Origin of the sequence: Brevundimonas huaxiensis (genome assembly GCF_014218725.1) — a bacterium.
Taxonomy (GTDB): Bacteria; Pseudomonadota; Alphaproteobacteria; order Caulobacterales; family Caulobacteraceae; genus Brevundimonas; species Brevundimonas huaxiensis.
Genome location: NZ_JABBJE010000001.1, coordinates 116,331 through 131,587, shown reverse-complemented (window position 1 = coordinate 131,587; position 15,257 = coordinate 116,331). Strand labels below are relative to the sequence as shown.

At 66.3% G+C, this 15,257-nt stretch carries 15 protein-coding genes; 3 read left to right on the top strand and 12 right to left on the bottom strand.

Annotated elements, in window-relative coordinates:
* Nucleotides 1–87: 87 nt before the first annotated feature.
* From flhA to HF680_RS00560, 10 genes are all read right to left on the bottom strand, one after another.
* Nucleotides 88–2,184: a flagellar biosynthesis protein FlhA gene (flhA, locus tag HF680_RS00605; RefSeq protein ID WP_185224286.1), complete on the bottom strand. Its 2,097-nt coding sequence runs from the start codon at nt 2,182–2,184 to the stop codon at nt 88–90.
* 13 nt (nt 2,185–2,197) lie between these two features.
* On the bottom strand, nt 2,198–3,103 hold the full coding sequence (gene bla / locus HF680_RS00600; RefSeq protein WP_185223753.1) for a class A beta-lactamase: 906 nt from the start codon (nt 3,101–3,103) through the stop codon (nt 2,198–2,200).
* Nucleotides 3,104–3,107: 4 nt separating this feature from the next.
* Nucleotides 3,108–4,520, bottom strand: coding sequence for a sigma-54-dependent transcriptional regulator FlbD (gene flbD, locus HF680_RS00595; RefSeq protein WP_185223752.1), 1,413 nt, complete (start codon nt 4,518–4,520; stop codon nt 3,108–3,110).
* A 36-nt stretch (nt 4,521–4,556) separates the two neighbouring features.
* Nucleotides 4,557–4,889 carry a flagellar motor switch protein FliN gene (gene fliN, locus HF680_RS00590; protein WP_039246916.1) on the bottom strand — a complete coding sequence of 111 codons (333 nt, stop codon included), beginning with the start codon at nt 4,887–4,889 and terminating at the stop codon, nt 4,557–4,559.
* Entirely contained in the window at nt 4,889–5,551 is a 663-nt protein-coding gene (locus HF680_RS00585; protein WP_185223751.1) for a FliH/SctL family protein, read from the bottom strand. Before HF680_RS00585 ends, fliN begins: the two co-directional genes overlap by 1 nt.
* A 1-nt stretch (nt 5,552) precedes the next feature.
* Nucleotides 5,553–6,587, bottom strand: coding sequence for a flagellar motor switch protein FliG (fliG, locus tag HF680_RS00580; protein WP_039246914.1), 1,035 nt, complete (start codon nt 6,585–6,587; stop codon nt 5,553–5,555).
* The gene (fliF, locus tag HF680_RS00575) at nt 6,587–8,227 is read right to left on the bottom strand and encodes a flagellar basal-body MS-ring/collar protein FliF (RefSeq protein WP_185223750.1); all 1,641 of its coding nucleotides are present in this window, start codon (nt 8,225–8,227) and stop codon (nt 6,587–6,589) included. Before fliF ends, fliG begins: the two co-directional genes overlap by 1 nt.
* Before the next feature lie 89 nt (nt 8,228–8,316).
* Nucleotides 8,317–9,342, bottom strand: a complete 1,026-nt coding sequence (locus HF680_RS00570; protein ID WP_185223749.1) for an alpha/beta fold hydrolase — start codon at nt 9,340–9,342, stop codon at nt 8,317–8,319.
* Nucleotides 9,343–9,358: 16 nt separating this feature from the next.
* Complete coding sequence (locus HF680_RS00565; RefSeq protein ID WP_185223748.1) at nt 9,359–10,000, bottom strand: uracil-DNA glycosylase family protein; 642 nt, start codon at nt 9,998–10,000, stop codon at nt 9,359–9,361.
* The gene (locus HF680_RS00560) at nt 9,990–10,292 is read right to left on the bottom strand and encodes a DUF3253 domain-containing protein (RefSeq protein WP_185223747.1); all 303 of its coding nucleotides are present in this window, start codon (nt 10,290–10,292) and stop codon (nt 9,990–9,992) included. The genes HF680_RS00565 and HF680_RS00560 overlap by 11 nt, the downstream gene beginning before the upstream one ends.
* A gap of 47 nt (nt 10,293–10,339) precedes the next feature.
* Between HF680_RS00560 and HF680_RS00555 the strand changes: the two genes are divergently transcribed.
* A complete protein-coding gene (locus tag HF680_RS00555; protein ID WP_039246907.1) occupies nt 10,340–10,771 on the top strand; it encodes a PaaI family thioesterase in 432 nt (143 codons plus the stop codon).
* Nucleotides 10,772–10,778: 7 nt separating this feature from the next.
* On the opposite strand, the gene HF680_RS00550 is transcribed toward HF680_RS00555, so the two are convergent.
* A complete protein-coding gene (locus HF680_RS00550) occupies nt 10,779–12,050 on the bottom strand; it encodes a NupC/NupG family nucleoside CNT transporter (protein WP_045810404.1) in 1,272 nt (423 codons plus the stop codon).
* A 133-nt stretch (nt 12,051–12,183) separates the two neighbouring features.
* The gene (locus tag HF680_RS00545) at nt 12,184–13,062 is read right to left on the bottom strand and encodes a branched-chain amino acid aminotransferase (RefSeq protein ID WP_039246906.1); all 879 of its coding nucleotides are present in this window, start codon (nt 13,060–13,062) and stop codon (nt 12,184–12,186) included.
* Nucleotides 13,063–13,150: 88 nt separating this feature from the next.
* Between HF680_RS00545 and HF680_RS00540 the strand changes: the two genes are divergently transcribed.
* Together HF680_RS00540 and HF680_RS00535 are read left to right on the top strand one after the other, a co-directional pair.
* A complete protein-coding gene (locus HF680_RS00540) occupies nt 13,151–13,882 on the top strand; it encodes a response regulator (protein WP_369796268.1) in 732 nt (243 codons plus the stop codon).
* Between the two features lie 4 nt (nt 13,883–13,886).
* The gene (locus tag HF680_RS00535) at nt 13,887–15,254 is read left to right on the top strand and encodes an ATP-binding protein (protein ID WP_066626393.1); all 1,368 of its coding nucleotides are present in this window, start codon (nt 13,887–13,889) and stop codon (nt 15,252–15,254) included.
* The last annotated feature ends 3 nt before the right edge of the window (nt 15,255–15,257 follow it).

Here is a 15,257-nt window from a genome sequence, read left to right as displayed (position 1 = left end):
ATTGGGATCGAGGGTTCGGACTCATGACGGCGGAGCTTTAGCGGGGTGCGTCGCCGCGTCAAACGTCAAACTGCCAAGTCGACGGGATCAGACCTGGCCCAAGGTCCGCAACCGGGCCTTGGGGTGGATCTCGTTCTGGCTCATCACGACGGTCTGGCCGCGGAAGCGTTCGATGATCGATCGCACATAGGGCCGCGTCATCGGGCCGGTGAGCAGCACCGGGTTCTCGCCCGTCATGGCGATCCGCTCGAAGGTGTCGCGCACGGCGCGAATGAAATCCTGAAGGCGCGACGGGGCCATGGCCAGCTGCTTGTCCTCGCCGTTGCCGATCAGGCTTTCGGCGAAGGCGTTTTCCCATTCCGGCGACAGGGTGACGATGGGCAGGGCCCCTTCGCCGTCCTTGTTCTGCCAGCACAGTTGGCGGCCCAGGCGCGCACGGACGTGTTCGACCAGGGTCGTGACGCTGGAACTGTGCGGGGCGGCCTCGGCCAAACCTTCCAGGATCGCCGGCAGGTCGCGAATCGACACCTTTTCCCGCAACAGCGACTGCAACACCCGCTGCAGCGTCGTGACGGTGACCACGCTAGGCACCAGTTCTTCGACCAGCTTCTTCTCTTCGGCGCCCAGTTCCTTCAGCAGCTTCTGCACCTCTGCATAGGACAGCAGATCGGCCATATTGTCTTTCAGGATCTCGGTCAGATGAGTCGTCAGGACCGTTGACGGATCGACCAGGGTGTAGCCCCGGAACGTCGCCTCCTCGCGCAGACCTTCCTCGATCCAGGTCGCCGGCAAACCAAAGGCGGGTTCGCGCATATGCTCGCCCGGAAGCTCGACCTGGCGCCCCGCCGGATCCATCGCCATCAGGTGGCCCAGCCGCACCTCGCCCGCGCCCGTTTCCATCTCCTTGATACGGATGGCGTAGCCCTGCGTCGGCAGGCGCATATTGTCGAGGATGCGCACCTGGGGAATGACGAAACCGTATTCCTGGGCCAGCGACCGGCGCAGGGCGCGAATCTGATCGGTCAGTCGGCGCCCTTCGAGATCGTTGATCAGGCTGAGCAGCGAATAGCCGAGTTCGATCTTCACCTCGTCGATGGTGAGCACATTGGCGATCGGCTCTTCGACGTCTTCCTTGGGCTTTGCGGCCGCGGCCGCCGCCGCGATCTCCGCCTCTGTCGGCTGAGGCTTCAAGCGATTGCGGCCCAGTCGCCAGGCCATGAAGCCCGAGCCGATCGCCAGGGCTGCGAACGGGATCAGCGGCATGCCGGGGATCAGGCCGATCAGACCAGCCGCGCCCGAGACCACGCCCAGCGACACCGGATTGGTCGCCAGTTGCGTCACCATCGCCTTGTCCGCCGTGCCCTCGACGCCCGCCTTGGACACCAGGAAGCCGGCGGCGATCGAGATGATGATGGCCGGCACCTGCGTCACCAGACCATCGCCGATGGTCAGTTGCACATAGGTGTTGGCGGCCTCCATCGCCGGCATGCCGTGTTGCAGCGTGCCGATCAGTATGCCGCCGATGGCGTTGATGAAGGTGATGATCAGCCCGGCGACGGCGTCGCCGCGCACGAATTTGGAGGCGCCGTCCATGGCGCCGAAGAAGGTTGATTCCTGCTCCAGCTCCTTGCGGCGCAGCTTGGCCTGATCCTCGGTGATCAGGCCCGAGGACAGATCGGCGTCGATGGCCATCTGCTTGCCCGGCATGGAATCCAGGGTGAAGCGGGCGGACACTTCGGCGATCCGGGTCGAACCCTTGGTGATGACGACGAAGTTCACCACCAGAATGATCGCAAAGATGATCACCCCAATGATGAAGTTGCCGCCCATCATCAGCTGACCGAAGGCGTTGATGACCTGACCGGCCGCCTCGTGACCTTCCTGGCCGTGGGTCAGGATCAGGCGCGTGGAGGCCAGGTTCAGGCCCAGCCGGAACAGGGTCGAGACCAGCAGCACCGTCGGGAAGATGGCGAAGTCCAGCGGCCGCTTCATCATCACGGCGGTCATCAGGATCAGCACGCTGGACACCAGCGAGAAGGCCAGCAGCAGATCCAGCAGGAATTTGGGCACCGGCAGGATCAGCAGCATGATCACGCCGATCACGCCCACCGCCATCAGGACTTCGCCGCGGTTCAGCCAGCCGATCACGTCGCGCCCCGTGGGGCGCGCCATGCCGTCCTTCATCAGGATCGGCGCATCAGCCACGACCCAACACCTTCAGTGCGCGACGGGTCGCCTCGGCGATCACGGCCGCATTGGCGTCGTCAGACGTCGCCCGGGTGGCGTGGTAATAGGCGGCGACGATCACGGGTTGGCCATTCGGCGGATACAAAAGGCCGATGTCATTGGTCGGCCCATAGCCCCCCGTCCCCGTCTTGTGCGCCACCCGCCAGTCCGCAGGCGTCCCAGCCCTAAGACGATTCTGACCCGTGGGCGTATCGGTCATCCACTGCTGCAACAGGGCGCGTGACGCTGCGGTCAGGGGCGAGGCCGGATCGATAAAGAGACGCTGGAGATTGGCGACCGACTGGTTGGGAAGGATGGTGTCCTTGTCGCCGTCCAGGCGATTCATCTCCGGCTCGAAACGGTCCGAGCGGGTGCTGTCGTCGCCGATGCCGCGATAGAAGGTCTGCATCGCCGACGGGCCGCCCATGGCCTTCAGCAACAGATTGGCGGCGGGGTTGTCGCTGACTTCCACCGCGCCCTTCATCAACTGCTCGACTGTCAGGCTGGCGCCGACGGCGGGCTCGGTGACCGGCGCGTGGTTGATCATGTCCGTCGCCGTGATCGGGATGCGGCGGTCCAGTCGCTCCTGCCCGGCCTGCACCCGCAACAGGGTCGCGGCGGCCAGATACATCTTGAAGGTCGAGCAATAGACGAAGCGTTCGTCGCCGCGCCAAACCAGCTTACGGCCCGTCGCCACGTCCTGAACGACGAAGCCGAGGCGGCCGCCATTGCGCGTTTCCAGGTCGGACAGGTCAATGACCTCGTCTGACACAGGAGCAGGCGCGGCAGGGCGTGATTCCGCGCGCGGCGAACAGCCGACCGCGCTCAAGGCGGCCAGCCCCGTCAGGACGCATCGGCGCTCCACGGGTGCGCGCATGGGTTCAGGCCGCGTAGCCCGAGGCGGAGACGCCGCTCATCGGCGCCGGAATGGCCGTGCCCTCATCGGCGTATTCGTTCAACTTATTGCGCAGGGTGCGGATCGAGATGCCCAGGATGTTGGCCGCATGGGTGCGATTGCCCAGGCAGTGGGTCAGGGTGTCCAGGATCAGCGTCTTTTCCATCGCCGCCACGGTCTGGCCGACGAAGCTGCGGGTCACGGCGTCGGCCGCCTGGGCGGCGCGGGCGGCGACGCCGGCTTGCGGCGCCTCATAGGCCTGTCCCGCCATCATCCCTGCGCCCATGCCGCCTAGCGGCTGACCGTCCGGCAGGCGGATGGCGTCGACGTCGATCTCGGGGCCGGTGGCCAGCAGCACCGCGCGGTGCATGGCGTTTTCCAGCTCGCGGACGTTGCCCGGCCAGCGATGGGCCGAAATAGCCTGACGCGCGGCGGCCGAGATCGGACGCACCGGCACGCCGTTGGCGGCGGCGTATTTCTTGATGAAATGGTCCGCCAGAACCACGATGTCGCCGGGCCGCTCGCGCAAGGACGGCAGGCGCAGGTTCACCACGTTCAGGCGATACAGCAGGTCCTCGCGGAACGTGCCCTCCGCCACGGCCTTGGACAGATCGCGGTTCGAGGTGGCGATGATGCGGATATTGACCGAGACCGGCTTGGAGCCGCCGACGCGGTCGATGACGCGCTCCTGGATGGCGCGCAGCAGCTTGGCCTGAAGCCGGGCGTCCATCTCGGAGATTTCGTCCAGCAGAAGCGTGCCGCCGTCAGCCTCTTCGAACTTGCCGATGCGGCGCGCGACGGCGCCGGTGAAGGCCCCCTTCTCGTGACCGAACAGTTCGGATTCCAGCAGATTGTCGGGAATGGCGGCGCAGTTGACGCTGATGAAGGGGCGCTCGGACCGGCGCGAATGCTCGTGCAGATAGCGCGCCATCACCTCTTTGCCGACGCCGCTTTCGCCGGTGATCAGGATCGAGGCCTCCGAGCGCGCAACCTGGTCGGCCAGCTGCAGCACCGCCTTCATCGACGGGTCGGCCGAAATCATCGGCTTTTCGTCGTCGGCGACGGCCGACAGGACGGCGGCGATCAGTTCGGCGTCCGGCGGAAGCGGAATGAACTCCTTGGCGCCGGCCTTGATGGCGGCGGCCGCCTCTCGCGCATCGGCGTCGACGCCGAAGGCCACGACCGGAATGGTGATCCGCTCGGCCTCGTTGGCGGCGATCAGGGCGGCGATGTCCAGCTGATAGTCGACCATCAGCAGGTCGGCGCCCTGCCCCCGGCGCAGTTGCTCGGTCGCCTGGTCGGCGCGCTCGACGTGATTGACCTTGGCGCCGTGCGCCATGGCCATCTTCACTGCCGAAGCGAGCTGGCCGCTCAGTCTGCCTACCACCAGAAGACGCATCGTTCTTCTCCTCTAATCTCTAAAGCCGGTCGCCAATCAGGCGCCCGAGTCCTCGGTCTTGATGATTTCCGTCATGGTCACGCCCAGCCGGTCGTCGACGACGACGACCTCGCCGCGCGCGATCAGGCGGTTGTTGACGAAGATGTCGATCGCCTCTCCGACCTTGCGGTCCAGCTCCAGCACCGAGCCCTTGTTCAGCTTCAGCAGTTGAGCCACCGACATGTGGGACTTGCCCAGAACCGCCGAGATGTTGACCGGCACGTCGAAGACAGTGGCCAGATCAGCGGCGCTCTTTTCGCCGCTGTCGTCCAGGGGCGGCAGGCCCGAAAGGCCGGAGAATTCCTCCAGCGCCAGGTCGTCGGATGCCATCAGAACATGCTCCTGTCGACGGGAAGGGTTTCGGCGTGTCCGGCCTCGGCGGCCAGAGCGGCGGTCAGGGCTTCGGCGACGCGGTCGGCCGAGCCTTGCGGATCGTGATCGGCGCGGCCGTCGGCCCATTCCAGCTGGAAGGCGGCCTGGGACATGCCCGGTTCGTCGCGGAAGGCGACCACGCCAGTGAAGCCGCTGTCGGCGCAGGCGCGCTCGATCAGGCCGCGCGCCTCGTCATCCAGGCCCGAAGCGCGAACGACCAGGCGTGGCGAGGCGTCGATCTCCTGCGCCAACAGTTCCAACGCCGCTTTCAGCGGCGCATGCGGAAACCGGTCCAGAGCGGCCCCGGCGATGGTGCGCGCAGCAGCCAGGGCCAGGTCAGCAGCCTGTTCCCGGTGCGCCTGGGCCACAGCCTTCAGGGTCGGCATGGCCGAGGCCACAGCCTGGGCGATGTTGCTCAGGGCCATGGCGCGGATGTTCTCGACCTCGCTGAGCGCCTGCTCGCGCGCTTCCAGACGCCCTTGCGCGACCAAGGCCTCGACCTCGGCCGGCAGATAGGAGCGTTTGGCCGGCGTCCAGGCGCCGGGGCGCACGACCGTGCCGTCCGCGTCGAACTCGGTGTCGAAGGCGAAGAGGCGTCGAATTTCAGGGGACTGAGTCATGTCAGTAGATCAACTCGTCGTCGGCGCCCTGACCGGCCAGCATGATGTCGCCCTTGGCGGCCAGATCCTTGGCGACCTGGACCATGGCCATCTGGGCGGCGTCCACGTCCTTCAGACGCACCGGACCCATCGACTCCATGTCCTCGCGCATGATCTTGGACGCGCGTTCGGACATGTTGGAGAAGAACATCTCGCGCAGCCCTTCCGACGCGCCCTTCATCGCCAGGCCCAGCGAATCCTTGTCCACGGCGCGCAGCAGGGTCTGCACCCCGCCCGGGTCCAGCTTGGACAGGTCTTCGAAGACGAACATCAGGGCGCGAATGCGTTCGGCCGACTCGCGATTACGCTCTTCCAGCGCGCCGATGAAGCGGGCCTCGGTCTGGCGGTCGAAGCTGTTGAAGATGTCCGCCATCATCTCGTGGCTGTCGCGCTTGGAGGTCCGCGCCAAGTTGGACATAAACTCGGTGCGCAGAGTGGCCTCGATCTTGTCCAGGATTTCGCGCTGCACGGGCTCCATGCGCAGCATCCGCTGAACACATTCCAGGGCGAAGTCTTCCGGCAGGCTGGTCAGGACGCGGGCGGCGTGGTCCGAACGCACCTTGGACAGGATGACGGCGACGGTCTGGGGGTATTCGTTCTTCAGATAGTTGGCGAGAACAGCCTCGTTCACATTGCCCAGCTTGTCCCACATGGTGCGACCAGCCGGACCCCGGATCTCTTCCATCAGGCCATCGACGCGATCCTTGGGCAGGAAGGCGGCCAGCAGCTTTTGAGTCTGCTCGTAGCTGCCCATGACCGAGCCCGAACCGGACAGGCCCGAGACGAACTCGATCATCAGGGCCTCGACGGCCTCGGCGCTGACGTTGCCCAGGGTCGCCATGGCCTGGGAGATTTCCTTGACCTCGTCGTCGTCCAGCCGCTCCCACAGGGCGGTATGCTCTTCGCCCAACGCCAGCAGGATGACGGCGGCCTTCTCCGGTCCCGACAGCTTGTTGGGATCGTCGATCGATGCCTTCTTGTTGACCAGCTTCGCCATCAGCCTTCGGCCACCCAGGACCGCAGAATGCCGGCCGCATCATCGGGATGCGACTGAACGAAGTCGGCGACCTTCTTGACCGACGACGCCTTCACCTGGCCCTCGATGCGGGCGATGTCGATCTTCTGTTCCATCTCGCTGGGCGCCGGCAGCTGCACCAGCTGAGGTTGGCCGTCCGGGCCGATCACCGTGGTCGCCACGGTCGTGACCGGCACGCCGTTGGCGCCCGCCAGCGCCGGCAAATTGGCCCCGCCGCCGGCCGCCGTCTTCAGCAGAGGACGCAGCACGAAGAAGATCAGCAGAAAGGCGACGACCGTCAGGATGCCCAGTTCGACGAAACGCATGATGTCGTTCTTGGAGAAGTCCAGCAGCGACGACTTGCCGTCCAGACCGCCCTCGATGCCGGTGTCGTGATTGAAGCGGACGTTGATGACCTCGATCTTGTCGCCGCGTGCCTCGTCGATGCCGGCGGCGGCGGCGACCAGCGACTTGATCTGGGCGATCTCCTCGGCCGTGCGCGGCGCATAGGTCGGCTCGCCCTTGCCGTCCTTGGCCGGCGTCCACTTGCCGTCGACCGCGACGGCGACGGCCAGCTTCTTCACCTCGCCCGGCTCCTTGGTCGTGGTCGTGGTGGTCTTGGAGATTTCGTAGTTGGTCGTCTCGGCGTTTTCCGAGTTGGTCGAACCGGCCGGCGTCGCGCCGGGCGCAGCCCCGCCGGGGATGTTGTTCGTCGCAGTCACGCCGCCGTCGGGCTGGGCGCTGTTGTCTGCGGATTGCGAGCCGTTGGTCGTCGTCGAGCGGACGACCTGACCATCGGGATCGAACTTCTCTTCCTGCGTTGTGGCGCGGCTCTGGTCGATGTCGGCCGTCACCTGAACACGGGCGGCGCCGGCGCCGACGACGCCTTCGACGATATCCTTGATGCGGGCCTGAAGCTGGCTCTCGGTATTGCCCTTGGCCTCGGCGGCGGAGGCCGAGGTGAAGGTTCCGTCGTCGCTGCCGGCCGCTAGGGTGCGGTTCGTCTGGTCCGCCACGGTGACGCGGTCGGGCTTCAGGTTCGGCACAGACGAGGCCACCAGGTTGCGGATCGCCCGCACCTGATCGCTGGTCAGGTCACGCCCGCCTAACCCCACCAGAACGGCGGCGGTCGGTTCGCCGGCGGCCGAGGTGAACATCTCGCGGCGCGGCATGGTGATGTGCACGCGGGCTGCCGTGATGCCGCGCATGGACATGATGGTGCGCGACAGTTCGCCTTGCAGGGCGCGCTGTTCGTTCAACTGCTGCTGGAACTCGGTCTGGCCCAGCACCGACTGGCTGTCGAACAACTCGTAACCAACCGATCCGGACGTGACCAAACCCTTGCCCGCGACCAGCATCCGCGCCGTGCCGACCTCGTCGCGGTTGACCATGATGGTCGAGCCGTCGCCCTTGGACGAATATTTGATGCCGGCCTGGTCCAGGGCGGCGGTGATCTCGCTGGCTTCGCGCAGATCCAGGTTGGAATAGAGAAGCGCGTCCGGCGCCTGGCCCATGCGCAGCATGATGGCGACCAGCACGGCGGCCACGCCCGCGGCGACGCCGAGGACCGCAGCCAGACGGCCGATCCCGAACTTCTGCAACGCCGCTGTGAAGCCGCCCACGCGTCCCCGCCCCCGTACTCGCGGGAGACACGAACGCCCCGCTAGGCAGAAAATGCCGCCTGGATGGTAAACGTCGCGTTAAGACCCGCTTAAGGGCGCGCCCCGCCCGCCTGAAGCTGCGGCAAGACCGCCGGCGCACGGGACGGCAAGGGGGCTTTCGGGTCTCTCAACCACGAGACGACGTCACGATAGACGATCTCGGCGTCCAGATCGCGGTTCAGCAGATGCCAGCCGTTCGGATACCAGGCGGTCCGCAGCGTCCCGCCCTCCCGCTCGGCACGCTCCAGCGCCAGCTTCATCGGCCCCTTCTTCACCACCTCGTCGTGGGCGCCGTACATCAGGATGGCGTCGCCCCGGATGCGGCCCAGGCTGCGCGACGAGGCCTCCATCAGATCGACCAGCCCATAGACCGTGTCGAACCGGGTTGCGAGGATGCTCCTCGGATCGCGCCCGTTGCGGATGAGCTCCAGCGTATTGGATGAGGCGTGGATGTCGCGGGTGATGAACTCAGGCGGTTCCAGCGCCACGTCGCCCAGCGCCCGCGCTGCGATGTTCAGCGCTGTGCTGTTCAACGGTCCTTGCGTCGACCAGCCCCACACGCCGGGGGCCAGCAGCACGATCCGGTCCGCATCCGGGGGATTATCGGAGCCGAAAGCCGCCGCCGTCACAGACCCGCCCATGCTCTCGCCCACAACGGCGATGACGGCATGGGGATAGCGGGCGCGGGCCATGGCGGTGATCTCGCGCAGATCATCGGTCATCCGCTGCTGCCCCGCCCACTCGCCCCGCCCCGGCGCCCCGCCGAAGCCACGCTGGTCGTAGGACCAGGTCTCGATCCCCTGCTCGGCCCACCAGGGTCCGGCCAAGCGGAAGCTGGCGTCGTGATCGTTCATGCCGTGCAGGGCCACGATCACCGCCCAAGGTGCCCCATCCTTTGGCCCCCAGTGCAGATACGGCAGGCGCGCGCCGTCCGACATGACCAGGGCGCGATCCTCGACATGGGCGCCGACAAAGCCCGGCGGCGGCGTCAACGGCGGCTGAATGTGGGGCGCGCCGCAGGCCGACAGAACGAAAGCGGCGGCCAGCGGCGTAAGTCTGGAGGCGATCAAGGCCATGTGTCCCAAGCAGCGCTCACGATACCACCGGCAAGTCCGTCTCGCAGGAGCGAACGGCCGCCGGATTTGCAGAAGTCAGAATGCGCCGAACGCGTTCCCGCAGATAGGGAAGCACCTCCGTCTCGAACCACGGATTCTTTTTCAGCCAGGCCGTATTGCGCCACGACGGATGCGGCAGCACCAGCAAGTCCGGCGCATACTCACGCCACGCCCGCACCGTTTCGGTCATGGTCCGTTTGGCCCTGTCGCCCAGCGCCCACGCCTGCGCATAGCCGCCGACCAGCAGGGTCAGCTCCATCTGCGGCAGGGCGTCCAGCAATTGCGGTCGCCACAGTTCCGCGCAGCGTGTCGGCGGCGGATAGTCGCCACCCTTTGGCGCAGTGCCCGGATAGCAGAAGGCCTGGGCCGCCACCCCGATGCGCGGGTCGGCGTAGAAAGTCTCATAATCCACGCCCATCCAGTCACGAAGACGATCGCCTGAGGGATCCGTGAACGGCAGGCCGCTCTCATGGACGCGTCGCCCCGGCGCCTGGCCGCAGATCAGCAGCCGCGTTTCGGGAAAGACCCGCACCACCGGGCGCGGGGTGTGCGGCAGGACGCCCGCGCAGGCGCGACAGGCGCGGATGTCGTTCAGGATATCCTGGAGATCAGTCGTCATCGCCCTCGGCGACCGGCGGACGGCGGCTCAACGCCAGGGCCGTTTCTTCCTCGGTCGCCTGACGCAGGCGTGTGACGCCACGGAAATTGTCCGGATCGATCGCCTTTCCCTTCTTGGTGATGGTCAGCTTGCCCTGGCGCATCAAGCCCAGAGCGGCCGCGCGAACCTTGGGCAGCATGCGCTGCCACTGCTCGGGCTGTAGCTCTTTAGCCACTTCCGCCGGCTCAATGCTCTTGCCGGGCTCAAGCGCGGCGATTTTGTTCAGGATTGCGGTTTCGATCGGGTCGCTCATTGCGCCTATATGCTGCAACGCACGCCCAGAAGTAAGGCCGAGTCTGCATGCCCAAGAAAATCACCATCACCGAAGGCGAGTTCGCCGGCTGGCAGACCTATGATCTGCACGACACCTTCGACACGGTGGTCGGCCCCTTCTACGGCAAGCCGGATCCCGACGGGCACATGCGCTGCGCCTTCCGCGCCGAGCAGAAGCATATGAACGCAGGCGGGCGAATGCACGGCGGCTGCCTGATGACCTTCGCCGATATCGCCATGTTCCAGATCGCCTATCAGGAGATGGAGGGCGCCTCGGGCGTCACGGTCCAACTAGACTCCACCTTCATCGACGGGGGCTATGTCGGCGAACTGATCGAGGCCACCGGCCAAGTCACCAAAGCGGGCAAGAGCCTGATCTTCGTGCGGGGTCAGATCAATACCGGCGAGCGCCTGCTGATGACCTTCTCCGGCGTCATCCGCAAATTCACGCCGCGCTGAGCGTGTCCTAGCCGAAGACGACGCTGGGCATGGCGCCGACGATGGCCGCGGTCATCAAGGTGGCCAGAAAGCCGGCGAACAGGCCTTTCCAGACCATGCCCAGCACCTCTTCGCGGCGTTCGGGCATCAGGACCGACAGGCCAGTGACGGTGATGCCGACCGAGCCGATATTGGCGAAGCCGCACAGGGCGTAGGTCATCAGCATGCGCGTGCGCTCGGTCATGTCTGCGGCCGGCACCTTGCCCAGGTCGATGAAGGCGACGAACTCGGTCAGGGTCAGTTTGACGCCCAGCAGCCAGCCGGCGACGTCGGCGTCCTTCCACTCGACCCCGATCAGCCAGGCGATCGGCGCGAAGATCCAGCCCAGCATCCGCTCGACGGTCAGGGGTGCGTCGAACACCACAAACCCGCCCAGCATCACGTTGACCAGGGCGACCAGGGCCACGAACACGATCAGCACCGCCGAGATGTTCAGCACGACCATCAGGCCGTCGGACGTGCCTTTGACGATGGCGTCGATGGCGCTGTCGTATTTCAGGGCCGAGTCATAGTCGGCGACCGCGCCGCCCATACCTTCTTTCTCGGGGATGATGATGCGCGCCAGCAGCACGCCGGCCGGCGCCGAAACGATCGAGGCCACCAGCACGTGGCCCGCCGCATTGGGCAGCACCGGCGACAGGATGGTCGCATAGGCCACCATGGTCGAACCGGCGACCGTCGCCAGGCCCACCACCATCATCAGGAAGATCTCGGACCGAGTCAGCTTGTCCAGATAGGCGCGGATCACGATCGGGCTTTCAATCATGCCCAGGAAGATGTTGGCCGCGACCGCCAGGGCCGAGGCGCCGCCCAGACCCATCGTCTTCTGGAACAGGAAGCCAAAGCCCAGGGTGATCCACTTCAGGATCTTCCAGTGCCACAGCAGGGCCGACAGGGCGGAAATCACCAGGATCAGCGGCAGAACCTGGAAGGCGAAGGTGAACAGCGCGCCCTGGTTCGAGACCGTATAGGGTTGGTCCCCGCCGGCCAGATAGCCGAAGACGAACTTCGTTCCCTCGGTCGTCGCCACCGCCAGACCATCCACCGCGCCCGTCACCGCGGCCAGCACCGCCTGCGAGCCCGGAATGGCGAACAGGGCCAGCACCAGCCCGGCCTGCACCAGGATCGCGCCGATCGTCAGCCGCCAGGGGAAGGCCTTGCGGTTCTCCGAGATCGCCCAGCAGACCGCGACGATGACGACCAGACCCAGAAGGCTCTGGAGGTTCAGGAGGCTGAACATGAAAAACGATCCCCGCACTCGGCGCGCCTGCCGGTTTCTATTCGCTTCAAGGACAAAGTGACGCGGCTGGCAAGCGAAACGAAAAAGGGCGGCCCCTTAAGGGACCGCCCTCATCCTGTCGTCGCGCCTCGGCTTACAGCTGGCCGCGCACCAGCTTGCCGTAGTGATCCATCAGGTCCAGCGACAGGGCGCCGGGGGTGAAGCGGTATTCGCCGACCTCGGCGACCGGGGTCACCTCGACGGCCGTGCCGGTCAGGAAGCATTCGGTGAAGTCCGACAGCTCTTCCGGCTTAATCTCGCGCACCACGACCTCGATGCCTTTCTCGCGGGCGATCTCGATCACGGTCTGGCGGGTGATGCCGTCCAGAATGTGCTCGACGTTCGGCGTGTGGATGACGCCGTCCTTGACGAAGAAGACGTTGGCGCCGGTCGCCTCGGCGACATAGCCGCGCCAGTCCAGCATCAGGGCGTCGGCGAAACCGCGGCGCTCGGCGGCGTTCTTGGACATGGTGCAGATCATGTACAGACCCGCCGCCTTGGCTGTCGTCGGGGCCGTCGCCGGATCGGGACGACGCCACTTGGACCATTCCAGGCGCAGGCCGCGCGCCTTGACCTCGGGGTCGAAATAGCTGGGCCAGTCCCACACGGCGATCGCCAGATGGACCTTGTTGTTCAGAGCCGAAACGCTGGTCTGTTCCGGGCCGAGGAAGGCGACGGGACGCACATAGCAGTCCGTCAGACCATTCTTGGCGCAGGTTTCCTTACAGAAGGCGTCGATTTCAGCGACGCTGTAGGGTATCTCGAAATCGAGCAGGTTGGCGGACCGCTTCAGGCGCTCGGAATGTTGCGTCAGCTTGAAGATTTCGCCGCCGTACATACGCTCACCCTCAAAGACCGACGAGCCATAGTGAAGGGCATGGGTCAGAACGTGCGTTTTCGCTTCCCTCCAGGGGACGAAATCGCCATTCACCCAGATGAAGCCGTCACGATCGTCGAAAGGAACGAAGGCCATTGAAATACGTCTCCCGCGAAACTGACGGTCTTAGAGCCGCACGAATCGCTCAGGTCAACGCCGCAAGCGGGGGAAACGTCGCATGAGCATGACGGAATCGCGTTCGCATGGCCGCTCCGGCCCCATCGCCGGCCCCGGCGTCGGCCGCCATCTGCTGATCGTCGATGACGACGATCGCATCCGCGAACTGCTGAAGGAATTCTTGGCGCGCGAAGGCTATCGCGTGACGGGCGCCGCGCACGCGGCCGCCGCCAAGCGGATGATGGAGCTGATCGAGTTCGATCTGGTCGTGCTGGACGTCATGATGCCAGGCGAAAGCGGCCTGGACCTGACCAGCTGGGTCCGCAACAAGGCCGAACTGTCCAAGACGCCGGTCCTGCTGCTGACCGCGCGCGGAGACGCCGAGGACCGGATCGAGGGCCTGTCGCGCGGCGCCGATGACTATATGTCCAAGCCCTTCGAGCCGCGCGAACTGGTGCTGCGGATCGACGCCATCCTGCGTCGCACCGGCGGCAAACCGATCGGTCCCAAGGAGATCAAGCTGGGCACCGCCGTCTTCGACATGGAACGGCTGGAGTTGAGCCGTGACGGCGCGCCCCAGCGCCTGACCGAGGCCGAAGCTCAGTTGCTCAAGACCCTGGCGCTCCACGCCCATGCCCCGGTCGAGCGGATGAGCCTGTCGCCGGACACAGCCGACATCACCGGCCGCGCCGTGGACGTGCAGGTGACGCGCCTGCGCCGCAAGCTGGAAGTCGACCCCAAGAACCCGCGCTATCTCCAGACGGTGCGCGGCGTCGGCTATATGCTGGCTCCCGACTGAACCGATGCGGCTTCTGCCCGCCTATCTGTGGCCGCGATTCCTGAAGCGGCGCCTGCCGACCTCGCTGTGGGGCCGGTCGCTGCTGATCATCGTCCTGCCGGTGCTGGTCATGCAGATGGCGGTGACCTGGGTTTTCTTCGACGCCCATTGGCAGACGGTGACCGCGCGCCTGTCCGAAGGTCTGGCCGGCGACATCGCCTGGGCCGTCGAGAGCTATGAGGACGACCCCAGCCCGGCGAACCTGGACAAGCTGGCCAATCGCGCCGAGCGGTCGATGTCCCTGTCCATCGTGCTTCAGGATGGGCGCACCCTTCCGACCGAAGAACGCCGCGGCGCCATCGGCGTGGTGGACCGTGTGCTGGACAAGGCCCTGGATGCGCGTCTGGACCGCCCGTACTGGTTCGACACCACCCGCTATCCCGCCTACGTCGACATCCAGGTGCAGGAGCCGCAAGGCGTGCTGCGCATCATCGCCCCGCGCGAGCGCGCGGTGGCGACCCAAGCCCATATCTTCGTCCTGTGGCTGGCGGTGGCGACCGTTCTGTTGATGGGCGTGGCCATCCTGTTCATCCGCAATCAGGTCCGCGCCATCGAGCGTCTGGCCGACGCCGCCGAGGCCTTCGGGCGTGGCGAAACCGTGCCCCGGTTCAAGCCGCATGGCGCGCGCGAGGTCCGCGCCGCCGCCGTCGCCTTCATGGCCATGCGCGACCGCATCCAGCGCCACATCGATCAGCGCACCGCCCTGCTCGCCTCGGTCAGCCACGACCTGCGCACCCCCCTGACCCGTCTACGCCTCGAACTGGCTCTGGCTCCGCCGTTCAAGCGCCAGTCGGCGATGCGGGGCGACCTGGACGAGATGGAGCATATGATCGACGAATACCTCGACTTCGCCCGCGGCGAGGCGGGAGAGCCGCCTAAGCCGGTGTCGATTTCCGACCTCCTGAAGGCGGCCGGCGAGGATGCGAAGCGCGCTGGCGCCGAGGTCGAGGTGGTCGTCGCCGAGGGCCTGACCGCCTCGGTTCGCCCCCTCGCCTTCAAGCGCGCCCTGGTGAACCTGGCCGGCAACGCCGCCTCTCACGGCGAGCATGTGCGGCTGTCGGGCCGCGCCCTAGCGTCCGGCGGGCTGGAGATCATCGTCGAGGACGACGGGCCCGGCATTCCCGAAGCCATGTATGACGAGGCCTTCCGGCCCTTCTCGCGCCTGGACGAGTCCCGCAACCAGAACCGCAAGGGCGTCGGTCTGGGCCTGGCCATCGCGCGCGATGTGGCGCGCGGCCACGGGGGCGACGTCACCCTGGATCGCAGCGAACTGGGCGGATTGAAAGCGACCATCCGCATCCCCGGCGCGGTCACCGTCGCCGAGTCCGCCTAAGCC